The organism is Candidatus Electrothrix sp. (genome assembly GCF_052785085.1).
The window spans coordinates 1-19,526 of the sequence record NZ_JALAAI010000042.1 but is presented as its reverse complement, the minus strand read 5'-3'; the positions used below and the strand labels follow the sequence as shown (position 1 = coordinate 19,526).

The 19,526-nt window shown below is 46.4% G+C and carries 22 protein-coding genes; 10 read left to right on the top strand and 12 right to left on the bottom strand.

Features of this window, described 5'->3' with window-relative positions; all coding sequences use genetic code 11:
- Window positions 1-53 precede the first annotated feature (53 nt).
- Together L2082_RS08690 and L2082_RS08685 are read left to right on the top strand one after the other, a co-directional pair.
- Window positions 54-290, top strand: a complete 237-nt coding sequence (locus L2082_RS08690; RefSeq protein ID WP_446008455.1) for a ChpI protein — start codon at window positions 54-56, stop codon at window positions 288-290.
- Window positions 284-628, top strand: coding sequence for a type II toxin-antitoxin system PemK/MazF family toxin (locus L2082_RS08685; RefSeq protein WP_446008456.1), 345 nt, complete (start codon window positions 284-286; stop codon window positions 626-628). Before L2082_RS08690 ends, L2082_RS08685 begins: the two co-directional genes overlap by 7 nt.
- Before the next feature lie 89 nt (window positions 629-717).
- Here L2082_RS08685 and L2082_RS08680 read toward each other — a convergent pair whose 3' ends face one another.
- Complete coding sequence (locus tag L2082_RS08680) at window positions 718-2,052, bottom strand: adenylate/guanylate cyclase domain-containing protein (RefSeq protein ID WP_446008457.1); 1,335 nt, start codon at window positions 2,050-2,052, stop codon at window positions 718-720.
- A 366-nt stretch (window positions 2,053-2,418) separates the two neighbouring features.
- On the opposite strand from L2082_RS08680, the gene L2082_RS08675 reads away from it, so the two are divergent.
- From L2082_RS08675 to L2082_RS08660, 4 genes are all read left to right on the top strand, one after another.
- Window positions 2,419-5,430, top strand: coding sequence for an HsdM family class I SAM-dependent methyltransferase (locus L2082_RS08675; protein WP_446008458.1), 3,012 nt, complete (start codon window positions 2,419-2,421; stop codon window positions 5,428-5,430).
- Window positions 5,430-6,065 (top strand): hypothetical protein, encoded by a 636-nt coding sequence (locus tag L2082_RS08670; RefSeq protein ID WP_446008459.1) that lies wholly within the window; start codon window positions 5,430-5,432, stop codon window positions 6,063-6,065. Before L2082_RS08675 ends, L2082_RS08670 begins: the two co-directional genes overlap by 1 nt.
- A gap of 202 nt (window positions 6,066-6,267) precedes the next feature.
- Window positions 6,268-6,579 (top strand): hypothetical protein, encoded by a 312-nt coding sequence (locus L2082_RS08665; protein ID WP_446008460.1) that lies wholly within the window; start codon window positions 6,268-6,270, stop codon window positions 6,577-6,579.
- Window positions 6,580-6,773: 194 nt separating this feature from the next.
- A complete protein-coding gene (locus tag L2082_RS08660; protein WP_446008461.1) occupies window positions 6,774-6,962 on the top strand; it encodes a hypothetical protein in 189 nt (62 codons plus the stop codon).
- Between the two features lie 84 nt (window positions 6,963-7,046).
- Here L2082_RS08660 and L2082_RS08655 read toward each other — a convergent pair whose 3' ends face one another.
- Window positions 7,047-7,418, bottom strand: a complete 372-nt coding sequence (locus L2082_RS08655) for a helix-turn-helix transcriptional regulator (RefSeq protein WP_446008462.1) — start codon at window positions 7,416-7,418, stop codon at window positions 7,047-7,049.
- A 289-nt stretch (window positions 7,419-7,707) separates the two neighbouring features.
- Between L2082_RS08655 and L2082_RS08650 the strand changes: the two genes are divergently transcribed.
- Window positions 7,708-7,965 carry a ribbon-helix-helix protein, CopG family gene (locus L2082_RS08650; protein ID WP_446008463.1) on the top strand — a complete coding sequence of 86 codons (258 nt, stop codon included), beginning with the start codon at window positions 7,708-7,710 and terminating at the stop codon, window positions 7,963-7,965.
- Window positions 7,962-8,348 carry a PIN domain-containing protein gene (locus L2082_RS08645; RefSeq protein ID WP_446008464.1) on the top strand — a complete coding sequence of 129 codons (387 nt, stop codon included), beginning with the start codon at window positions 7,962-7,964 and terminating at the stop codon, window positions 8,346-8,348. The genes L2082_RS08650 and L2082_RS08645 overlap by 4 nt, the downstream gene beginning before the upstream one ends.
- A gap of 214 nt (window positions 8,349-8,562) precedes the next feature.
- On the opposite strand, the gene L2082_RS08640 is transcribed toward L2082_RS08645, so the two are convergent.
- The 8 genes from L2082_RS08640 to L2082_RS08605 all read right to left on the bottom strand — a co-directional run bounded on the left by L2082_RS08640 (window position 8,563) and on the right by L2082_RS08605 (window position 14,978).
- Window positions 8,563-8,754: a ferredoxin gene (locus L2082_RS08640; protein WP_446008465.1), complete on the bottom strand. Its 192-nt coding sequence runs from the start codon at window positions 8,752-8,754 to the stop codon at window positions 8,563-8,565.
- Between the two features lie 67 nt (window positions 8,755-8,821).
- Window positions 8,822-9,028, bottom strand: coding sequence for an SAP domain-containing protein (locus L2082_RS08635; RefSeq protein ID WP_446008466.1), 207 nt, complete (start codon window positions 9,026-9,028; stop codon window positions 8,822-8,824).
- 30 nt (window positions 9,029-9,058) lie between these two features.
- A complete protein-coding gene (locus L2082_RS08630) occupies window positions 9,059-9,961 on the bottom strand; it encodes an Lcl C-terminal domain-containing protein (RefSeq protein ID WP_446008467.1) in 903 nt (300 codons plus the stop codon).
- A 63-nt stretch (window positions 9,962-10,024) separates the two neighbouring features.
- Window positions 10,025-10,489, bottom strand: a complete 465-nt coding sequence (locus L2082_RS08625) for a hypothetical protein (protein ID WP_446008468.1) — start codon at window positions 10,487-10,489, stop codon at window positions 10,025-10,027.
- Between the two features lie 40 nt (window positions 10,490-10,529).
- Window positions 10,530-10,817: a coiled coil domain-containing protein gene (locus L2082_RS08620; protein ID WP_446008469.1), complete on the bottom strand. Its 288-nt coding sequence runs from the start codon at window positions 10,815-10,817 to the stop codon at window positions 10,530-10,532.
- 257 nt (window positions 10,818-11,074) lie between these two features.
- Window positions 11,075-12,328, bottom strand: a complete 1,254-nt coding sequence (locus tag L2082_RS08615) for a permease (protein ID WP_446008471.1) — start codon at window positions 12,326-12,328, stop codon at window positions 11,075-11,077.
- Window positions 12,329-12,407: 79 nt separating this feature from the next.
- Entirely contained in the window at window positions 12,408-13,271 is an 864-nt protein-coding gene (locus L2082_RS08610; RefSeq protein WP_446008470.1) for a thiamine pyrophosphate-dependent enzyme, read from the bottom strand.
- A 9-nt stretch (window positions 13,272-13,280) separates the two neighbouring features.
- Window positions 13,281-14,978, bottom strand: coding sequence for a 2-oxoacid:acceptor oxidoreductase subunit alpha (locus L2082_RS08605; protein WP_446011624.1), 1,698 nt, complete (start codon window positions 14,976-14,978; stop codon window positions 13,281-13,283).
- A gap of 498 nt (window positions 14,979-15,476) precedes the next feature.
- On the opposite strand from L2082_RS08605, the gene L2082_RS08600 reads away from it, so the two are divergent.
- Both L2082_RS08600 and L2082_RS08595 read left to right on the top strand, forming a co-directional pair.
- Window positions 15,477-17,663 (top strand): VTT domain-containing protein, encoded by a 2,187-nt coding sequence (locus L2082_RS08600; RefSeq protein WP_446011623.1) that lies wholly within the window; start codon window positions 15,477-15,479, stop codon window positions 17,661-17,663.
- Window positions 17,664-17,700: 37 nt separating this feature from the next.
- Window positions 17,701-18,381, top strand: coding sequence for an endonuclease/exonuclease/phosphatase family protein (locus tag L2082_RS08595; protein ID WP_446011622.1), 681 nt, complete (start codon window positions 17,701-17,703; stop codon window positions 18,379-18,381).
- A gap of 18 nt (window positions 18,382-18,399) precedes the next feature.
- Here the strand turns inward: L2082_RS08595 and L2082_RS08590 are convergent, their stop codons facing one another.
- Together L2082_RS08590 and L2082_RS08585 are read right to left on the bottom strand one after the other, a co-directional pair.
- Window positions 18,400-18,759, bottom strand: a complete 360-nt coding sequence (locus L2082_RS08590) for a putative signal transducing protein (RefSeq protein WP_446010989.1) — start codon at window positions 18,757-18,759, stop codon at window positions 18,400-18,402.
- A 199-nt stretch (window positions 18,760-18,958) separates the two neighbouring features.
- Complete coding sequence (locus tag L2082_RS08585) at window positions 18,959-19,117, bottom strand: nucleotidyltransferase family protein (protein WP_446010988.1); 159 nt, start codon at window positions 19,115-19,117, stop codon at window positions 18,959-18,961.
- Between the last annotated feature and the right edge of the window lie 409 nt (window positions 19,118-19,526).

The following is a 19,526-nucleotide window of genomic DNA, read 5'->3' as shown; positions in this document are numbered from 1 at the left end:
AAGGTTATACTTTTATATAGCGACAGTAAAGAAAAAACTACTAAAAAAATAAGATGAAGACAGCTATTTCTATCCCTGACAAGCTCTTTTGTGCTGCGGACCAATATGCAAAACAACATGGTTTTTCCCGGAGCCGCCTTTATGCCAAGGCCCTGGCAACATTTCTTGAGCAACACCCTGCGGATCATATTACTGACCAGTTAAACAAAGTTTATCCTGGTGAATCGTCTCAGTTGGATCAAATTGCTTTTGATATGCAAATAAACACGATTGAAAAAGAAGAATGGTGATCAAACGGGGGCAAATATGGTGGGCAGAGTTGCCCGATCCTGTTGGCTCAGGCCCTGGCTACAGAAGACCGTTGTTGATTGTTCAGTCCAATGAGTTTAATCAAAGCAATATCAACACAGTCATTGCGGTGATTATAACCACGAATACACACTTGGCAGCGGCACCAGGCAATGTTTTGCTTACACGTAAGGAATCAAAACTGAACAAAAAGAGTGTGATTAACGTCTCCCAGCTCATCACCATTGACAAAACGCTGTGTACAGAAAAGGTGCATACGTTGTCAAACAAAATTATGACTGAGGTTGATAACGGAATAAAATTGGTACTGAAGCTGTGAGAAGAGGGGCCAAGAGCCAGTGAGTTACCGCTTGGGTGTTTTTTGGCAGGGACACGGCTCACCGTGCCCCTACGCCTCCCGGTAGAAGGCTACCACCGGGTAGTCTCAATATTCAAATGTCGATCACAGCAATCAATATAATAGCGGGCAACCTGATCCTGCACACACCGGACTATGCATTCATTAAATACCCGCTTCGCCTCTGCAAATTGTCCATCGTGATAGAGCTGGACTCCCTGGACAAAAAAATCTGATGAGGCCAGTTTTGCATCCCGCACCTCTGGTGAATCGGTCTCAAAAACCTCATACACTGCCACGGTCGTGGATTTCCCTTTTGCCTTAAATTGATCAATGTGACGCATGGCAAAATCACCAGGATGTTCCAGGGCGTTATAGGTCTCCTCGCCAATAAGCAGGGATGTCCGGTAAATGTTATTCACCCCTTCAATCCGTGCTGCCACATTCACAGAATCACTGACCACGGTTCCTTCCATCCGCTTGGGGCTGCCTATAGTTCCCAGCATCAAGGTGCCGGTATTCACACCAATATTAATATCAATCGGTTTATACCCAGCCCGTGCCCTGCCCTCGTTATAGGGAACCAGCATATTCAACATGGCTATGGCCGCCCTGACCGCATCATCAGCCTTGCCATCAAATAAGGCCATAACAGCATCGCCGATATACTTATCAATAAAGCCATTATGGTGGGCAATAATCGGCTCCATGACGCTCAGATACGAATTAATAAACCGGAAATTTTCCGTAGGACTCATGCTTTCCGAGAGCCGGGTAAACTCGACAATATCGGAAAAGAGCACGGTCATGGAACGCTCCACATGGTTGCCCAGTTCAATATCAATAATACTGGGTTTTTCCAGATACTCCAGAAAACGGCGGGGCACAAAACGACGATAGGCGGTATTTAATTCTTCAAGGTAGCGGTTATTTTCCTCTTCCCGATATTTTTCCTGCGTAATATCAAGAACAGCTATGATATAATTGGTCACCTTGGCCTGCGTATTTTTCACACTACTGATATTCAGCCAGCTCACGTACTCAGCACCGCTCTTCGTGGTATCCCGATACTCTCCCCGCCAGGTTTCATGCTCATCCAGACTGATATTGACCTGTTGAACGAAATCCTGATCCTCAAACCAAGGGAGCTGCTTACCAACAACCTCCTCAGTCCGGTAGCCTGTAATCCGGGTGAAAGCAGGATTGACCCGCAACACACGAAAATCAGCGTCCGTGATAACAGTGCCTTCAACACTGCCGGCAAAAACCTTCTCAGCAAGTCGCAGCTCCTGCCGGACTTCCTCCAATTCTTTCTGAAGACCAAGGTTTTCGCGTTCAGGGCAATGCACCTGCCTGCAACAGGTGTCGCGTTTATGGATAAGTTTTTTCTTTTTGATATCAGACAAAATCAACTTCTCCGTCCCAGGGAAACGGGCTGCTCACGGTAACTTCCCGTGTATTTTCTTAACGGCATGCTCAATACAACCGCTGAAAAGTCATTCTAACATATCATTTTATTACTTTTCCAGCTCGAAAAGATTGAGAAGTATGTTGAACTGATGACGTAAAAGCAAGAAATATACCGTTATACAAAACATTTTCTTCGTTTCTTCTGTTAGCTATCTCTGTTTGAAGCAGCTCAATTATAGATCTCCAGCTTCTAAAAATGCTTTCATCCAGAAAGATGTCGTGGTAATCTCACGGTACACAGCAAATTTATATAAACTGCGTGTACCTGCCTCATTCTCGAACACATGAAGAGTAACCACACTATGAACGCTCAAAAGCTCATTCAGGATTTCGGTTATGCCGACTCCAACGCCTTTTTACACGGCGCAGATTTGGACAAGGCTGTCGAACATGCGCATATTTTTAGAAAGGCTCAGGGATCGTGCGGGCTGCAAGGTGTTTATACACTCAAAAATAACAACCAGAATAACATTCCGTTGGTCTACGTTTGTGAAGTCACTGATGACAAAGAAGCGGACATTATTCATCGCCGAGTCTGGAATCAGGATATAGTACCGTTTCTTTTACTGGTTTCCCAAAACCATGTACGTCTTTATTCTGGATTTGAATATACAGAAAACAAAGAAGACAGGGCACTGCATATTGTTTCAACGATCAATCAGGCTCTGGCGGAACTGGATGCTTTCAAAGCGGAATCCATTGATAACGGCAGGGTATGGAAAAGTCAATGGGGGCAGCAAGTCAGACCGGAAAACCGAGTTGACTGGAAACTCCTGGCAGAGCTGAAAGCGTTGGGAAAGTGGCTGATCAACAATGGATTGGACCACCATACAGCCAATGCCTTAGTCGGTAAATATGTCTATTTGCGTTATTTAAAAGACCGTAATATCTTATCGTCACGCAGACTGGCTGAATGGGAAATACCGGAACATACAATCTTCGGCAGAGATGCGAACTTAGACGGGTTTATACGTGTCAATGAACAGCTCAGGCAATGGTTGAACGGAGATATATTCAGTATTGTCTCGTTTGATAATATTACCGATACGCACATCAACAAAGTTGCCAGCGTGTTCTATGGTGATGCAGTCTCCGGGCAAATGACCTTGTTTGCTGCCTATGATTTCTCCTATATCCCTTTAGAAACACTATCTGTTGTTTACGAGCAATTTCTCCATGCGGAAAATCGTGCCAGCGAAAAAGGTGCCTATTACACCCCTGTGCATCTGGTCAATTTTATTCTTAACGAAGTGGAAAGCCGCCAACCGTTAGGGGATACAACCAAGGTCTTGGACCCTGCTTGCGGTTCCGGTGCTTTTTTGGTGCAGGCATATCGCCGTATAATTGAGCAGGAGTTGGGCAAGCGCGGTTCATTGCGCCCGGTTGAGTTGCGCGACCTGCTGACCAAACGTATTTACGGGGTGGATCTGGATGAGGATGCCTGTCAGGTTGCCGGATTGAGCCTGTCCATGACCCTGCTTGATTATATTGACCCACCTGATTTATGGGGACGTTACAAAGGATTCAAGCTGCCAGAACTGCAAGGCCGGAACATTATTCAGGGGGATTTTTTCAGCCCGGATATTCTGTCCCGGCATAAATTTGACTGGATTGTCAGCAATCCGCCTTGGATGCAGACAAAGCAACCGGCTGCATTGGACTGGATGAAGAAAAATAAAAAAAGTTATCCGACAGGCCGCAATCAGATTGCTGAAGCCTTTGCCTGGAAGGTCTTAGAGCATGCCCAGGAAAACGGTGCAATAGGTATGTTGATGCCGGCCATGAGCCTGTTCAAATCCACATCAATAGCGTTTCGGCAAGAATTTTTCCAGCAAACCAATACATGGGCTATGGTTAATTTTGCTAACCTAGCATCCGTACTCTTTGCCGGACGTGCCGGAGCACCCGCTGCTGCGTTTTTTTATGCACCAGCAGGGGAGGAAGAGGCAGATGATACGATTACCGTATTTTCTCCTTTTCGTATCACCCAGCCGACCACTCGCAGCAAACGAAATACTGAGACGTGGAGTGTCACAGTCAACAGTACGGAGTTGCGTCAAGTTCGCAAGTCAGAAGCCGCAGAAGGCCAGGCTGTTACTTGGAAACTGGCTTTATGGGGATCACACCGAGATGCACGTTTGCTGGAAAGCATCGTTGCACGTTTTCCCAGCTTGGAAAAGTTGAAGGACGTGCATTGCCTATCAATACACCAAGGACTTGAAACCCGTCATGAAACGGACAATTATATAGTTCCAGCACCTGAACTAAAAGGTCAAAATAGGCTGTTGATGAACAAGTTACCCAAGGAAACTCGCCTGTATGCTTTTCCTCCATCGGCCTTGGAAACTATTTCTGCGCAAAATTCATATACACGTAAAGGACGAGATAAATTGCCGCTGAAAGTCTCGCGTCCTCCGCATATTATTATTAATCAAGCACGTTGGTTTGCTGTGTACAGTGATGACTTTATCGCTATCCCTCCGAAGCAGATAGGCATTTCAGGAGCAGCGGGCAAAGAAAGCTTCCTTAAAGCATTATCACTTTATTTAATGTCTGATTTTGTACGCTATTACGAGTTGTTTTTTTCTCCTGAGATGGGCATACAAGAGTCCATCAGTTCTTTACGCACTCTCAAATCATTACCAGTTCCTTTGCACAACGAAGTTAATATAAATATTTGGGCACAACTCTACGATGAGCTGGTCACTACAGAATATTTTTCAACGCAACAAATGAATATTTTTCAACGTGAAGCAGAAGACACTATGCAGGTCAGACGCGATGCTCTGGAAAAAAAGGCCAATGCTTTAGTTAGCCAAGCTTTAGGGCTATCAAAGGAAGATCGACTATTGATACATGACTTACTTTATGAACGACGCAAACTCATCCGAGGAAAAATATCTCCTGATCTTATGCAGCCTCCTTCTGAAAAGGAAATGCATGCTTATATTGAAGTACTGCGAGACCAGTTGAACAGTTTTCTTGACGACGAGGACAACGAACAGCATGTCATCAATGTCCTGTATCATGACACAGCAGGCCTGCTGAAAATCACCATTGATGAAGCGGATACTGCTGACTCCCTGCAAATCCACCGAGCGGATAAACCCCTGGCCCAGGAATTCACCACATTGCGGTCCCGTCTCCTGAAGCAACACAGCCAATGGCTCTATTTCGAGCGAAATCTGACAGTCTTTGACAATGAGCGAACCTATCTGTTCAAACCGATGGAACGGCTGCATTGGCTGCCAAGTCAGGCTTTGACAGATGCCTCTGATCTGATAGCGAAAACAATGTGCGCGGAGATCCATTGATGGGACTGGGCCAAAATATTTCCGGGAACGGCAACGGTTATTCCGCATACGCGAAGAAATATCAGCGCAGTTTCAGGAAGCATGTATTCACACTGCTCAAACTCGGCTATGATCTCCTCAATACATCGCAACTCGTCCACGAAGAAGAACCGGCCATTACCGGAGACTTGGCTCAAGCCATGAATACAATCATGCGTCAACCGGCTCATCCGCAATGGATGTATAATCTGGCCGTGCATGATGACCCGCCGCTCAACACCACTCCAAGACGGGGTAAAGCAAGACCTCGTGCCGATCTCACCATTGAACAGACAGGTGATCCTGTGCGTTGGGAATTCACCTTTGAAGCCAAGCGGTTCTACAAGCACAGCGGGATCAAGAAATATCTCGGCCAGGATGGTTTAGGAATGTTCCTGAGCGGCATTTATGCTCCAGAAAGCCAAGAAGTCGGTATGCTGGGATATGTGCAGGAGAAAGATACACCCCATTGGCAAAGCGAACTTTTTCAAAAAATGAAAGAAAGCAATCCTCAGATTGAAGCTCTTGCTGATGAGTTGTCAGGCTTCAGCACCCGGCATCAACGAAGCAACGGAAGTGCATTTATTGCATATCATGCCCTGCTCCTCTTTCACTAATCATATTATCCGCAACAGCTCCTGCAAATGGCGTTTCCTGATCGAGCATAAACCGGCAGACTCCAAACTGCTCACGGCCCTGCTCAACAAACTGGAGCAGATGTTCGGAGCGGGGGAAGGATGAGCCGGAAATACATTATACCAACACAACAGGGATTCCCCCTGTTCACGCAACCCAAAACCTCAAACCAAGGAGAGCACCATGACTGAAGCAGAAAAACGTGATTTTATCGCGCAGATGATCTCGCTTGTCCAGGAAGAGCAGGACACCCTGAAAGACAAGGGCTTCAACCCCGCTGATCGGCTGGACAGCCTCAAGGTGAAAAAGCAGGCTGCGGACAGCGCGGAAATCGCCCAGCAGGCAGCGGCTGCCGAGGCGCAGGAGGCCACGGCCCAGGCCAATCAGGCCCTGGCGGATTCCTATAAGGATGCCTCCGACGTTGCCGACCTGATTTCCGGACTGCTGGGCAAGGACAACGAGCTGGTGAAGAAGATGCGCAAGTTCCGCAGCTAGCTTGCCCGCCTCCGCCCCTTCCTCCCCTGCATCCGAGGCATTCTCCCCAAGGGGATTATCCTGCGTCACAGGGGGCGAAGGGTTATCCCCTTGGGGATTGTCTCCCGTCACAAGGGGATAATCATCATCCCCCTGTGCTGAACGGCTCTGCACTATCGAAGAATGACCGTCCCCTTGTGAATAATGATCAATTTATGTCGAATCATGACAAAACACTACCGAATGATGACAAAATTATAATACACCGTCATGATTTCCTTCCTCTGAACGATTCAGATGAGGTGCAGGACGCCGCAAAACAGGTTCAGCATCGTCCTGCACCAGAAAAGAATCATGCTGACCTATCGCAGGATGGCAAAGATCTTATGTTCTGTCATGATTGACAAGGTAAGAACGGTTCTGCACCGCCAAAGGATGATGTCTGGGCAGGGGCGACCGGCGGTCGCCCTGTTGTAGAGAGCGTATTGTTAAATATCAAGAAAGCGGCTGGCCGGGACATTGAAGATGGCGGCAAGTTTTTTCGCCGTGGCCAGACTGATCGCCCGTTTTCCTCGTTCCATATTGGAAACAAGCTGACGAGGTACATTCCCCAACCTTTTACCGAGTTCCGCCTGGGTCATCTGCTGATTTTTTCGGTAAATACGCATTGCATCACCGGGAGCAGTCTTGGCCTTGGTTTGTCTGTACCAATCGGTTTCCGTCAGCTCGACATATTCCTCGTCCCCGTCATAAATTTTCAGACTGCCGCCGTATTCACTCTGCAATATATCAAGGAGACGTGGCGAAATTTCCCCCTGAATGCGGATGTCAGTACGGGGCGTTTTCACGAGAGCCTGCATAATACACCTCTATTTCAATGGTTTCCTGTTCCATTCTCCAGCATGCCACCCATTTTCTGTTCAAATGACAATGGTATTCGTCAGCCGAAAGCTTGCTTTACCTGGCACAGCTTACACGTAGTGATCAAGCAGAAACCGGCAAACTCCAAACTGCTCACGGCCCTGCTCAACAACCAGGAGCAATTCTTCGGCAATGGAGGTGCCTTCCAAAATTCTCCTTGCTGAAAAGCATACCCCGTTCTATACTTACATGGAAATGTATACGTAAGCAAAAACAACGGAGGAACAGATGGACAAAGTTTTTTCCGCACGGGTTGACGAAGCAGTCATCCGACAAATCGACCTGTTAACACGGGAACTCAAGACCTCGAAAAAGGCGATCATTGAAAGCGCGATCAGACTCTACTCGGAACAAAGCGGCCTGAGGAAAAAGGTCGATGTATTTGAACAGACCTGCGGCAGCTGGAATCGTTCCGAATCACCGGAGGAAACAGTGAATCAGGCCCGATCCGCCTTCAGAAAATCAATGGAGCGACATCAGTTATGAGGGCCTATATTGATGCGGACGTGTTGATCTGGCATCTCCGTGGAGAAAAAAAGGCACGGGACTTTCTCATCAGCCTTCGCAACCAGGATGCCTATGAACTCTACACCGGAGCCCTGCAACGTGCTGAAGTTGTTTTCTTCATGCGCCCTGATGAGGAGGAAGCGACAGGGGTGTTCTTGTCTCAGTTCAAAACCGAGCCTGTTGATCAGAAAATTATTGATGCAGCAGGTGTACTCTATCGTAAATGGCAACCAAGTCACGGCATTGATGTGCATGACGCGATTCTTGCTGCTACAGCTATACGAACCGGCGGCAGAATCTTTACCCTCAACATCAAACATTACCCCATGCCGGAGGTGAATGTTCACAGGGCGTGGGAGTAGTGTTGCCGGAAAAGGGTACTTCTTATCAAGATAAACTGGCGGACTCCAAACTGTGCTGCCCTTCCAACCACTGCTAATGCTAATCAAACATATCTGCGCTGGTATGCACCTTGAGCGGGACATCCAGCTCCATGCCGGTCTGCCCCGGTCTTTATTGATCGCTCACAGCAAGTTGAGAGGAGTATCACTTCTTCATGACGCTTCTCTCCAACATTTACTCTGTAGTAATACACTCTGCAGGACATGAAGCAATCGCCTCTTCAACGCAGTCCTCTCCTGCATCTACACCTTCATTAACATATGCCTTCCCTTCAGCATTATCAAATGAAAAAACTGAGGGGCACACTTCAACACAGCTTTCACAACCAATGCATTCATCCTGATCAAGAACTACTTTTTCTGACATAATAATCACCTCGTTTTCTTGTTTCCTTCAAATATATCATGACATTGTGTATCACTGCTCATACATTTCAACAGTCACACGCTAACTGGCTCCCTCCTGGCAAACAATCACCTCTCCAGCAGCAATCCACCTGCTCACAGGCAATATTGTCTGATTGAAAACATGGGAAATTACCCTCTTCAATCTGGATAGTGTGGATCAAGTCAATTTTATTCATTTTTCCAGCATCAATATCCATTTCTGAAGCTTTCTTCTTAACGTCCTCAATGTTCATAATTTACACTCCTTTGTTTTTGGATTTGTACTATTTTCCTCTTACGGGCCACAGGTAAAATTCTGACAGTGGTTTATAGCCAACACCAACTGCACCATCTACCATATAGAGTACCCACGCATAACTCTTATCATACATACTTGTACTTGAAGACCAATAAAACTCCTGAACATCCTTGAATACATGATCATCAGGCAAGGCGGGTGAATATTGGCTTAAGTCTGTCAGGTTCTCCAGTTCAAGAATATTCGGGACTCGCCAATCATTATAGCCATATGCTGTTTCACTGTTCATCCTTGAAATGAAATGAAAAGCAGAATTCCAATCCATTGTGTTTTTGGGGACATTTGCATTTCGCAACCATCTCAAACCCGTATCGTTGTCACAGATAGTAAATTTATCTTCAGTAAAACGATCCGTTGAGAACTGTACACCCGCCTGTATTTCACCATCTTGGCCGGTATTATGACAATCAATAACGCTCCCGTTTTCATCAAAACAGTTCTTTTGTCCTGTACAAAATAATCTGCTTTTATTATCACCTTCTCCTGTGCGAACGGGCCAAACCATATACGAATCGTATTTCATCCCTTTAAAGACTCTGGCTCCACCCAAATGAATGTACCATGCTTGATCAGGCAATCTTACACAGGTTGAAGAAGTCCAGTAGTAGCTCTTGAATACATTCACAAAAGGGTTTCCCGGAGCCAGGCTTGGATTAACCGTATGATGAGATATCAAGCTGAACAGCTCGTTACGATTCGGGAGCTTCCAGTTGCGATAACCATAGAGTGCTGCTCTGTTGATTTCTTGTATGCGAGCCAATGCTTCGTTCCAGGTTGCTGAGAAATCAAACAAAGAGGCGTCTTTTGTCCACATCAGGCCTGTCTGTCGATCAAGAACAGTTTCATTTACCGGTGCAAAGCGATGCATATTCTGTAGTCAAACCGAATTCTTGTTGTCATAGAAATCCACCCCCGTGGGGGGTGAATTACTTTATTCTTTAGATTCATTGGATCTGAATTCTTTTTCGCTCTTTTCCCAGGCATTCTCAAGGGCCTTATAAGCATCGGAGAAGCCTTCTTTCATATGATCCCACGCATCGGCTGAACTGGCTTTCATGCTGCCGTACCATTGGGCAACCTGATTTCGTTGCTTGCGAAGCTCTCTGAGATTTTCACGAGATTTCTTGCGTGCGGCTTTACTCATGGTATCCCAGTTTTTATCAACACTTTTCTCCAGCGCATTGATGCGTTTATCAAGCTTCGTCAGGCCCTCTTTTGTTTTTTCAAGTGCCTCCTCTTTTTTATCGGCAGTATATGAACCGATAGTTTTGAGCAAATCCTGACTTTCCTTCTTCACCTCTTCCATTGAAGTATTGCTGTTTTCTGTTTGTGCATAGCAAACTGGAACAATACCGAGTATGCCGATCAATATTAATGCACAGATTTTTGATTGCATTTGTAGTCTCCTTTGTTGATTGTGGGTTGTGATATGGTATTTACTTTATTTTCGAAGCAGCTGACTTCACTGCATCAGCAAGAGAGTTCCACGCATCATCAATACCTGCTTTAAGCTCCTCCCAAGTATCGCTACTTGCGTTCTTAAGTTCGGTAAGTTTATGAGCGGCAGTCTCCTTCTTCGACTGGAGTTCCTTAATTTGTTTTTGATAGTCAAGTTGTGCATCGGCTTCTGCGCTCTTGGCTTTTGCTTTGAGTTTATCGATCTCCGCACTCCACTCGTCTAATTGTGCCTGCAATTTTTGTTCATATGCTTCTTTCATACTCATAATGGTTTCTCCTACTGTACCAAGTTGATAATTTTGCACCTGACAAACTTCATTTTTTATAAAAAATTACACCTTGCACCTCCTTCCTCATTGTATATAAAAATACCCTACCCATTATTTCGCTTGCCCTAGGGGCGAACCTATATGTTCGGCCTTTTATACCGGGCAGACACGCAGATCTGCCCCTACAATTCTGCGCCTGAAAACGGGTATTTTATTTTTTGTCGATTTCCTAAAATAAAAGCTGCACGTTGCAATCAGAACAAGGACACGATTAACCCACCAAACAGCCAAACCACTGCAATAACAACCAATACATATAGAATTTTATCGACAAGCGACATTGTGTGCTGGCTGTGGTCATGGTGGTGGTGCTCATGCCCACTATGATGATCATGGGCATCATGCGCATGCTGGGCTTTGTACCATAACCAAACTAAAACGATGTTGCCCAAAAGAGAAATAACATTGAGGACCAACTGATAATTCAGCTTAAAGTATGCACGATTGCCAGGAGCTGTCATCGCTGTGAAGTCAGGTAGCAATCCCAAAAATGCAAGCGTGTAATGCATTGCCAAAGCTGCAAACACGATAGCCACCAGCATCAAGGCAAGCAGGTACAGAGCCATTTTCCAGCCATAATAGTTTGCATTAATCCGCAGTACTGGCAGCACAACAAGATCAGAAAAAATAAATGCCATCACACCTGCAAAGGTTACACCTTGACCGAACAGAACCGCTGCAAGTGGAATATTTCCCATTGAACCGATAAAGGTGAAAAATGCGGCTATCGGACCAACCAGCGTCTGGGCGAGAACTGCAAGAAAACCAGGATTGGCAGCATGTTCACCACCAGAACCAATAAACAGGGTCTGAAAAAAGCTGTCAGGTACCATCGCTGAAATCATACCCGCTACTGTGAAACCAATCAGCACGTCACGCCAAACCATTTGCCATTCCATGACATAGGTTTGCCCGATTTTTTGCCAACTCTGCATGCTGACGAGTTTTTCCTTCCAGTCAATTTCCGCACCATGATGGTCTTCGTCTTGATCACTCTGACTGCGGGCCTGAGCCTCCAGGCGTCGTGAGCGAGTTATTCGAATAAGAAGCCAGGTAATCAAAATCAACAGGATGCCACCGACATACTCGCCAACCACAAATTGCCAGCCAAGAAAAATGGCAATAACCATCCCGAGTTCAATAACGAGATTAGTGGATGCCAACAGAAAGGCCAGAGAAGGTGCAAGACCAGCTCCTTTGTTGAAAATAGCGCGAGTGGCAGACAGGGCAGAAAAACTACAGGAACTTGATATAAAACCAAAAAAAGTTCCAAGCAGCATACTGCGCAGCCCGTCCTTTCCCATAGCCTTTTGCATGCGGGCACGGGTTACAAGAACCTGTATCAAGCTACTGATAAAGTAGCCAAGAATAAAGGCCCACAACGCCATCCAGAAAAACCCCAGACTCGTTCTTGCCGCTTCACTCCAGAGTTGTAGAAAATTTTGCAAAATCAATCTCCTTCGTCATATTTTTCAATAAGAAAAAAGACCATACAGTCCGCTGCACCCGATCGAAAACTGCTCTGCATTACTCTGTTTTTTCCGCAGCTATTTTTTCTAACGCCTCCTTGTTCAATATGCGTTGAAACAGGGGGGATTTATCTTTCTGGTAAAGAGGGAAACTTTCCTCAAAAACAGGTTTGTCCTTTTGTTCGTAAAAAATACCGAGCGGAAGTTTCTCATCCTCTATAGCCCGGGAAAATGCAGCGGATCGATCAGAGGTGTCATGCTGCTCATCAAGATAATACGAATGTTCCTTAAACCATTTCGCTGTATTCACTTTGTTAAAGGAGACACAGATCTGAAAAACATCCACAAGAGCAAACCCTTTATGCTGTACAGCCTTTTTAATGATTTCCTTTGTGTTATCCTGATCTAATGCATTTACCCTTGCCACAAAAGAGGCATCCAGCGCAATTGCCGCAGCTAATGGATTAAAAGGTTCAAGAAAAACACCGTTTATCTGAACCGGGGTTTTCATCCCTTTTGACGTCGTCGGGGAAGCCTGACCTTTTGTCAGTCCATAAATCATATTATTGTGGACAACAGCCGTGATATCAGGATTCCGGCGTATTGCATGGAGAAAATGATTCCCTCCCTCTCCGTACATGTCACCGTCTCCGCTTTCAACAATGACTGTGAGTTCCGGGTTAGCAGTCTTGATGGCTGTTGCAGGCGGTAATGCTCGGCCATGAAGTCCGTTAAAATAATTTGCCTGAATATATTGGGGTGATTTGGCTGCCTGACCGATTCCGGAAACCATAACCGTGTTGACCGGATCAAGCTCCAGTTCCTGAAGCATCTCAAGCATAATTTTACGGATGGGGAAATTCCCGCACCCTGGGCACCAGGCAATATCCTTCACATGGGGATCAAATATATTCTCGCTCATAACTCTCTCCTATTGTATGGATTGAATCTCGCGTGCTATTTCTTCCTGCGAAAAAGGCAGCCCGGTAAACTTTACTATATTATGCGTAACAGGGACTCCGGCGTACCCCTTGAGCAGGGTTGCAAACTGCGCTGAGGCATTATTCTCTACAACTGCAATTCGCTTATACCGGCTCAAAATATCTTCTATGTTTTCCGGAAGCGGCCAAACCTGGGAAAAATGCATACCAGCCGGTGGCGATTCAAGGAGTTGAAACGCATGTTTTACTGCATTTCCTGTTGACCCCCAACTGAGCACGAGCAGCTCATTATCTTTATTACCGAAACAGTCAGGCTCTATGACTTCTTTACGCACCGAATTGAATTTGCGGAAAAATCGTTTTTCCACCATAGCCTTCCTGGTCTCGTTCAGATTTTCTGTTATCAGACCTTCTTCATCGTGTTCATCGCTGTCCACCTTGACAACCCCTTTACCGAATCCCGGTATTCCCCGTGGTGAGACACCGCTTTCCGTAATGGCATAGCGTTTATAATCCTGGGCGGTTTCAGTAAAATGGTGCTTGGCAACTGTCTTATCCAAGTCCCAAACAGGTGTATTGCATAAGGAATCAACAAAATACTGGTCCGTCAGGATAAAAACCGGAACCTGAAATTTATCAGCCAGATCAAAAGCTTGGTTGGTCAGATAAAAGGCCTCTTCAACGGTTCCGGGAGCATAAATAATTCGGGGAAAATCACCATGCCCGCTGTAGAGAACAAGATGAAGATCACCCTGTTCGGTACGGGTAGGCAGCCCTGTGCCGGGACCGGGCCGCTGCGCTACATGGACGACAAAAGGGATTTCTGTGATACCGCTTAAACTGATTCCTTCCGACATAAGAGCCAACCCGCCGCCCGAGGTTGTGACAAAAGCTCGGGCACCGGCATACCAGGCACCAAGTGCCATATTCACGGCTGTAATTTCATCTTCTACCTGCTCAATAATACAGTCTGTCTGCTCAGACCAGCCAGCCAGCTTGACCAACACCCCGGTTGCGGGCGACATCGGGTATGATGCAACATAACGCACGTTTGCCGCAACCGCTCCCATGGCCACAGCTTCTGTTCCGCTGATCAGCATCTCATCCTGAACAGATGCATCTTTTTCTATAACGACCTCCAGGTATTCCTGTATTTTGGCCGATTCCTTAATCCCCTCTTTTGCGGCCTGGATGTTTTCCTGGATAATCTTGTCATCCTTCCCCTTAAAATGCGTTGTAAAAGTCTTTTCAATGGTACTGTCGCTGACGTCTAAAATTCCGGCAATAACCCCGACGGCAACAGAACTTGAATAGATCTTGTTGCCACAACGCTTCGCGATCTCAGAAAACGGAATATCCACCATGTCATCAAACTGAACAACTTCCTGTTCTCCTATTATTACAGTGTGCTCAGTTATCTTGTCCTGGAGATGAAGGGTTGTATCCTGTATAAGCGGAAGGAAAAGATCAGCTTTTTCCATCGGGGCATTCACTCTCCCGGATGAAACCCGGAGAGAGGTAGAGTTAATACCTCCCCGGATCCGTGACATAAATTCCTTTGTTGAAAAGACGTGATACCCTTCTCTTTTCAAGAGCTTTGTCAGGATCATTTCTATTGATTGTATCCCCTGACCAGCTGCACCGGAGAAAACAATTGATATTTCTTCTGCGATTTTTTTCCTGCTCATTTTTTCTCCTTTTTCTCCTTATATCGGTTAAATGGGAGAAGATAATGAAAACTCTTCCTGTATTGTCCGCAATCAGTTCTCCTGATGCATCACCTCCTGTTATGGATATTTTTATTTGTTCTTTTTATGAGTTCTAGCTTTTGTCCATCGAAATCAGGTGAAATTAAAAAGACACGCTGTCAGCGTGAAGATGGTAAGTACTGTAAGTACTTACAGGTAATCACCTGCCGCTTACATCGGTAGTGATTATGGGATCCAGTTCCATCAAAGCAAAAGGTCAGGACGCCAATGCCTGCCTGGCTTTTTGAGAATTCTGCTCAAAGTGAAATTATTTTTTGATTATCAAACGCTACAAATCAATTGTCTTTTTGTCAAGGGAAAATATTTATCCGAACCGGGAAGTCTATTTTTTCTCTTGCAGATACTGACCTGTCCTATAAGATTCCTGTTATAATATCAGAGGGAAAAATTTACTTTTAACAACCAGGAGCCACCGGGATGCACCCTTTATCAGCGGAATTGCCGTCAGCGGGAGAAAACAGGAACATCTGCAAAACCAATAATATTCTTATTCCAGAAACAAATTGCTGGCAGCTGGATCGGGCGGAAAAATTAGCCTTTCTTATAGACGCAGAGGCATATTTTCAAGCATTTCGCGAAGCAGCCGAACAGGCCCAAGAACATATCTATATCTGCGGCTGGGATATTGACTCCAGGATGCAGCTGGCTCGGAATAAGCAAGCTGATTGCGGCTCGCTTCAATTGGGCATTTTTCTGAGCACCCTTGCTGAAGAAAAAAAAGATTTACAGATTTATATACTTATATGGGATTTTGTTCGGTTTATGGGTATAGACCGGGAATGGTTTTCCCAGTTCAAAATCAGTTGGAATAATCATAGAAATATACATTTTCATATGGATCGGCTTCATCCCGTGGGCGCGTCTGTCCATCACAAGCTCGTTGTGGTGGATGATACAGTGGCCTGTTGCGGCGGGCTTGACCTGACAAAGGCACGCTGGGATACACCTGCCCATGCACCGGATGACCAACGCCGCAGAACGCCGGATGGCCATTGGTACCGCCCTCATCACGATGCTCAGATGCTGGTTGAAGGTCTCCCTGCCCGGCGGCTCGGCAGCTATTTCCGGGACCGCTGGCAGCAGGTGACAGGAGAGCAGCTTTCTTCACCAACCTCACAGAAAGACAACGGAAAAAACTCTCCGTGGCCTGCATCGGTCCGGCCTGACATACGTTGCTGCCGTACAGCTATTGCCCGCACCCAGCCTCAACATGAAAAATTGCCGGGCGTGTACGAGGCAGAGCAGCTCTACCTTGACAGTATCAGGAGTGCGAACAGATCAATATACATAGAAAACCAGTACCTGACAGCGTCAAAGGTGATTGAGGCCCTGGCCCGGAGACTGGGAGAGCCGAAAGGCCCAGAAATTATCCTTGTCCTGCCCTATACCACGGACGGCTGGCTTTCCCAAACGACTATGGATACTCTCCGTGACAAGGCGGTCATCTCCCTTCAGGAGGCGGATATTCATAACCGTCTGGGTATATTTTATGCATACCAGGAAGGATTGGAAGGGGATGATACGATCAAAATCCACTCCAAGCTGATGATCGTGGACAATCGTTTTATCCGGGTCGGTTCGTCCAATCTCAACAACCGCTCTATGGGATTTGATACGGAGTGTGACCTGGCTGTTGAGCTTGATGGCGAAACCGCAGATGGAGAAGATACTGCGGACCCGGCGGAACAGCTCCGTACCACCCTGCTTGCGGAACATCTGGGCACAACGCCTGCTGCTGTCCGGCAGGCTGTGCAGCGGACCGATTCCATTCTCCGGGCAATAACTGAACTTCAGGGCGGCTCCAGGACATTGAAAAAATTCAATCCCGGAGTCACACCTTCTGTTGACTTTATTGCTGAGGAACAGCAGCTTTTTGACCCGGAACGACCTGTTGAACCTAAACGGTTTCTCAGCCCGTGGATACCCAGAGGACGGCTGACCAGTGCGCAGCTTCGTCTGTTGCAGGCCGTTGGTGTCCTGCTGCTGCTCGGCGGGCTGGCAGCTGTATGGTACCAAAGCCCGACCGGAAGACTGTTCACCCCGAACCGATTACAGGATCTTGCTGACCTGCTGGTCAAGAGTGATTACGGCTGGCTCTATGTAGCGGCTGCATATCTGTTCGGCAGTCTTGTCATGGTTCCCATCACCCTGCTGATAAGCCTGACCATCCTCGTGTTTGGAACCTATAAAGGTTTTGCCTTTGCTCTGTTCGGCTCAGTGCTCAGTGGTGCAACTACCTATGGTCTCGGTCGGGTGCTCGGCAGGCAGACAGTCAGGGCCCTTGCAGGAGACACCATCAATAACCTGAGCCGGAAACTCGGGCGCCGCGGTGTTCTTTCCACCTTTCTTGTCCGCCTGGTGCCGGTTGCTCCATATACAGTCGTGAATATCGTTGCCGGTGCATCCCATATCCGTTTTACGGATTTCCTGCTCGGAACGCTCCTCGGGATGCTGCCCGGTATCCTGGCTATTGCCGGTATTGTTGACAGGGGCTATGCCTTATTCCGCGAACCCAATCTGTTCAGCATCGCAACAAGCCTTGCCGTGCTTGCCCTGATCCTGGGTAGCTGGTTTCTGATCCAAAAAAAACTGCGCAGTGACTGAGCAGACAGCTGGCAACGCAATACGGGAAGAAAAAAAAATGTCTCTCAAACTGGCAACATATAATATACATCGCTGCATTGGCACGGACGGCATCAGAGACCCGCAACGAATCCATAGTGTTTTGCAGGAGATACAGGCGGATATTATTGCTCTACAGGAAGTGGAATATGCAAAAACCGTGGATGAACTCGGGTTTACCGGAGGCGGACAATCTCTGCATGCCGTTGTCGGCCCGACCGTTATCTCGGAAGCGTCCAAGTACGGCAATGTTCTGTTGAGCCGCTACCCGGTCCTGCGCACCCGAAGCATCAATATCAGTTACCCTGGAAGAGAGAAACGCGGTGCGCTGGATGTGGATATCTGTTGTCAGGACAGGACAGTCCGCATCATAGCAACGCACCTCGGACTGATTCCAGGCGAACGGCACAGCCAGACCAAACAGCTACTTCAACTCCTGCACAACCGGCCTGAACCGATCCCTACAGTACTGATGGGAGATATTAATGAATGGTTTGTCTGGTGCAGACCACTGCGCCAAATGCATAAATATTTCGGTCGCAACCCTTCGCCTGCAACCTATCCGGGCAGATTTCCTCTGCTGGCCCTGGATCGAATATGGTGTCATCCTTCTGCCCTGATCAGCAAAAGAGTGCGGCACAGCACGCCACTCTCACGGATCGCCTCTGACCACCTGCCGTTGACAGCGATTATGCTGTGAGATACAAACAAAGAAACTTCATTTGCCTTGAGAATCAGACGAAGTTGTTTGTTTAGCTCTCCAACGTCTTCCGGGAATAAACCAGCCCACCAGGAGTGTCTCTGCAACCACTCTGATTTTATCCAGGATTGTTGTTTGTACATGGGGCGTATTGCTGTCGTAGGTGTTCTTCAGGTATTCTTTAAGCAATTCTTTCGCTTCTTTCTCGTCTTCATCTTCAACAAGGATTGTCTTCTGGTTGAATAATTCGATGCTTGGTCCCATATGCAGTGACCCAAATGAATCGTTATCAATGAAGAATGTAATATCTGCTGATGCAAGAATGCTTTGGAGCATTGCCAGGTCAATCTCGCTTTGTGGTGCATAGAGTTTCTTCATGGCTCCTCCTTGTTCCTGTTATTACATTTTTCTATCGTTCTCCTTTCTATTTTAGCTGAATTTTCTCAAATGAGTTAAGAATAATTTTTATCTGATAAGAATTTTCCTGATATTTCTTGTCCGATTGATGATGTTGATTGGGGTTAAGAAGGGATGAGATAAGATGAGATGAGAGGATTATCTTTGTAGTTGCATGTCTTTACATTTTCAAAAGTGCTTCCAGTTCTTCTTTGATATGAACCAAAGTATAGAGATCTGGGTTTACGGTTTCGATAACATCAATATCGCTTTTGTCAGTTGCCTGCCCGGTGAAGTATGAACCGAATATACCTATGTTATTTATACCGTATTTCCACAAATTCTCTTATTTATAGCAAGCTAATATTTTTAAAATCTCCGATTGGGTCATATTTGATTTCTCCAGAAAAGATTTGCTGGATGAATCCTGCGTTACCTGACGTGCATCCAGCAGGTTCTGGATATTTTTTTTGCACATCCGAGAAAGGAAAAAAAACTATGTGTGTTTTTTGGAGGACTTCCAAAATTTATGGTTGGGGTCTAGAAAAACCACGTAAAACGTATTGGAACTATATAGTTTTTTGGTTTTACCATGCCGCTGTTCATGCAACTTCATTGGAACGTAACCGTTCAGACCCCTCTCATTTTTTTTACGCAGCAAGAGGCAGAGGAGGCACATCCAGCCCCTGGCGCCGAGCCGTGATAACCTCAGCGAGATATTTCCACGGACAGGCGTTGCGCTTCCTACA

What these genes read in the sequence shown, in the direction of transcription:
- L2082_RS08690 (WP_446008455.1), top strand. Translation starts at nt 54, where the DNA reads ATGAAGACAGCTATTTCTATCCCTGACAAGCTCTTTTGTGCTGCGGAC.
- L2082_RS08685 (WP_446008456.1), top strand. Translation starts at nt 284, where the DNA reads ATGGTGATCAAACGGGGGCAAATATGGTGGGCAGAGTTGCCCGATCCT.
- L2082_RS08675 (WP_446008458.1), top strand. Translation starts at nt 2,419, where the DNA reads ATGAACGCTCAAAAGCTCATTCAGGATTTCGGTTATGCCGACTCCAAC.
- L2082_RS08670 (WP_446008459.1), top strand. Translation starts at nt 5,430, where the DNA reads ATGGGACTGGGCCAAAATATTTCCGGGAACGGCAACGGTTATTCCGCA.
- L2082_RS08665 (WP_446008460.1), top strand. Translation starts at nt 6,268, where the DNA reads ATGACTGAAGCAGAAAAACGTGATTTTATCGCGCAGATGATCTCGCTT.
- L2082_RS08660 (WP_446008461.1), top strand. Translation starts at nt 6,774, where the DNA reads ATGTCGAATCATGACAAAACACTACCGAATGATGACAAAATTATAATA.
- L2082_RS08655 (WP_446008462.1), bottom strand. Translation starts at nt 7,418, where the DNA reads ATGCAGGCTCTCGTGAAAACGCCCCGTACTGACATCCGCATTCAGGGG.
- L2082_RS08650 (WP_446008463.1), top strand. Translation starts at nt 7,708, where the DNA reads ATGGACAAAGTTTTTTCCGCACGGGTTGACGAAGCAGTCATCCGACAA.
- L2082_RS08645 (WP_446008464.1), top strand. Translation starts at nt 7,962, where the DNA reads ATGAGGGCCTATATTGATGCGGACGTGTTGATCTGGCATCTCCGTGGA.
- L2082_RS08640 (WP_446008465.1), bottom strand. Translation starts at nt 8,754, where the DNA reads ATGTCAGAAAAAGTAGTTCTTGATCAGGATGAATGCATTGGTTGTGAA.
- L2082_RS08635 (WP_446008466.1), bottom strand. Translation starts at nt 9,028, where the DNA reads ATGAACATTGAGGACGTTAAGAAGAAAGCTTCAGAAATGGATATTGAT.
- L2082_RS08630 (WP_446008467.1), bottom strand. Translation starts at nt 9,961, where the DNA reads ATGCATCGCTTTGCACCGGTAAATGAAACTGTTCTTGATCGACAGACA.
- L2082_RS08625 (WP_446008468.1), bottom strand. Translation starts at nt 10,489, where the DNA reads ATGCAATCAAAAATCTGTGCATTAATATTGATCGGCATACTCGGTATT.
- L2082_RS08620 (WP_446008469.1), bottom strand. Translation starts at nt 10,817, where the DNA reads ATGAGTATGAAAGAAGCATATGAACAAAAATTGCAGGCACAATTAGAC.
- L2082_RS08610 (WP_446008470.1), bottom strand. Translation starts at nt 13,271, where the DNA reads ATGAGCGAGAATATATTTGATCCCCATGTGAAGGATATTGCCTGGTGC.
- L2082_RS08605 (WP_446011624.1), bottom strand. Translation starts at nt 14,978, where the DNA reads ATGAGCAGGAAAAAAATCGCAGAAGAAATATCAATTGTTTTCTCCGGT.
- L2082_RS08600 (WP_446011623.1), top strand. Translation starts at nt 15,477, where the DNA reads ATGCACCCTTTATCAGCGGAATTGCCGTCAGCGGGAGAAAACAGGAAC.
- L2082_RS08595 (WP_446011622.1), top strand. Translation starts at nt 17,701, where the DNA reads ATGTCTCTCAAACTGGCAACATATAATATACATCGCTGCATTGGCACG.
- L2082_RS08590 (WP_446010989.1), bottom strand. Translation starts at nt 18,759, where the DNA reads ATGAAGAAACTCTATGCACCACAAAGCGAGATTGACCTGGCAATGCTC.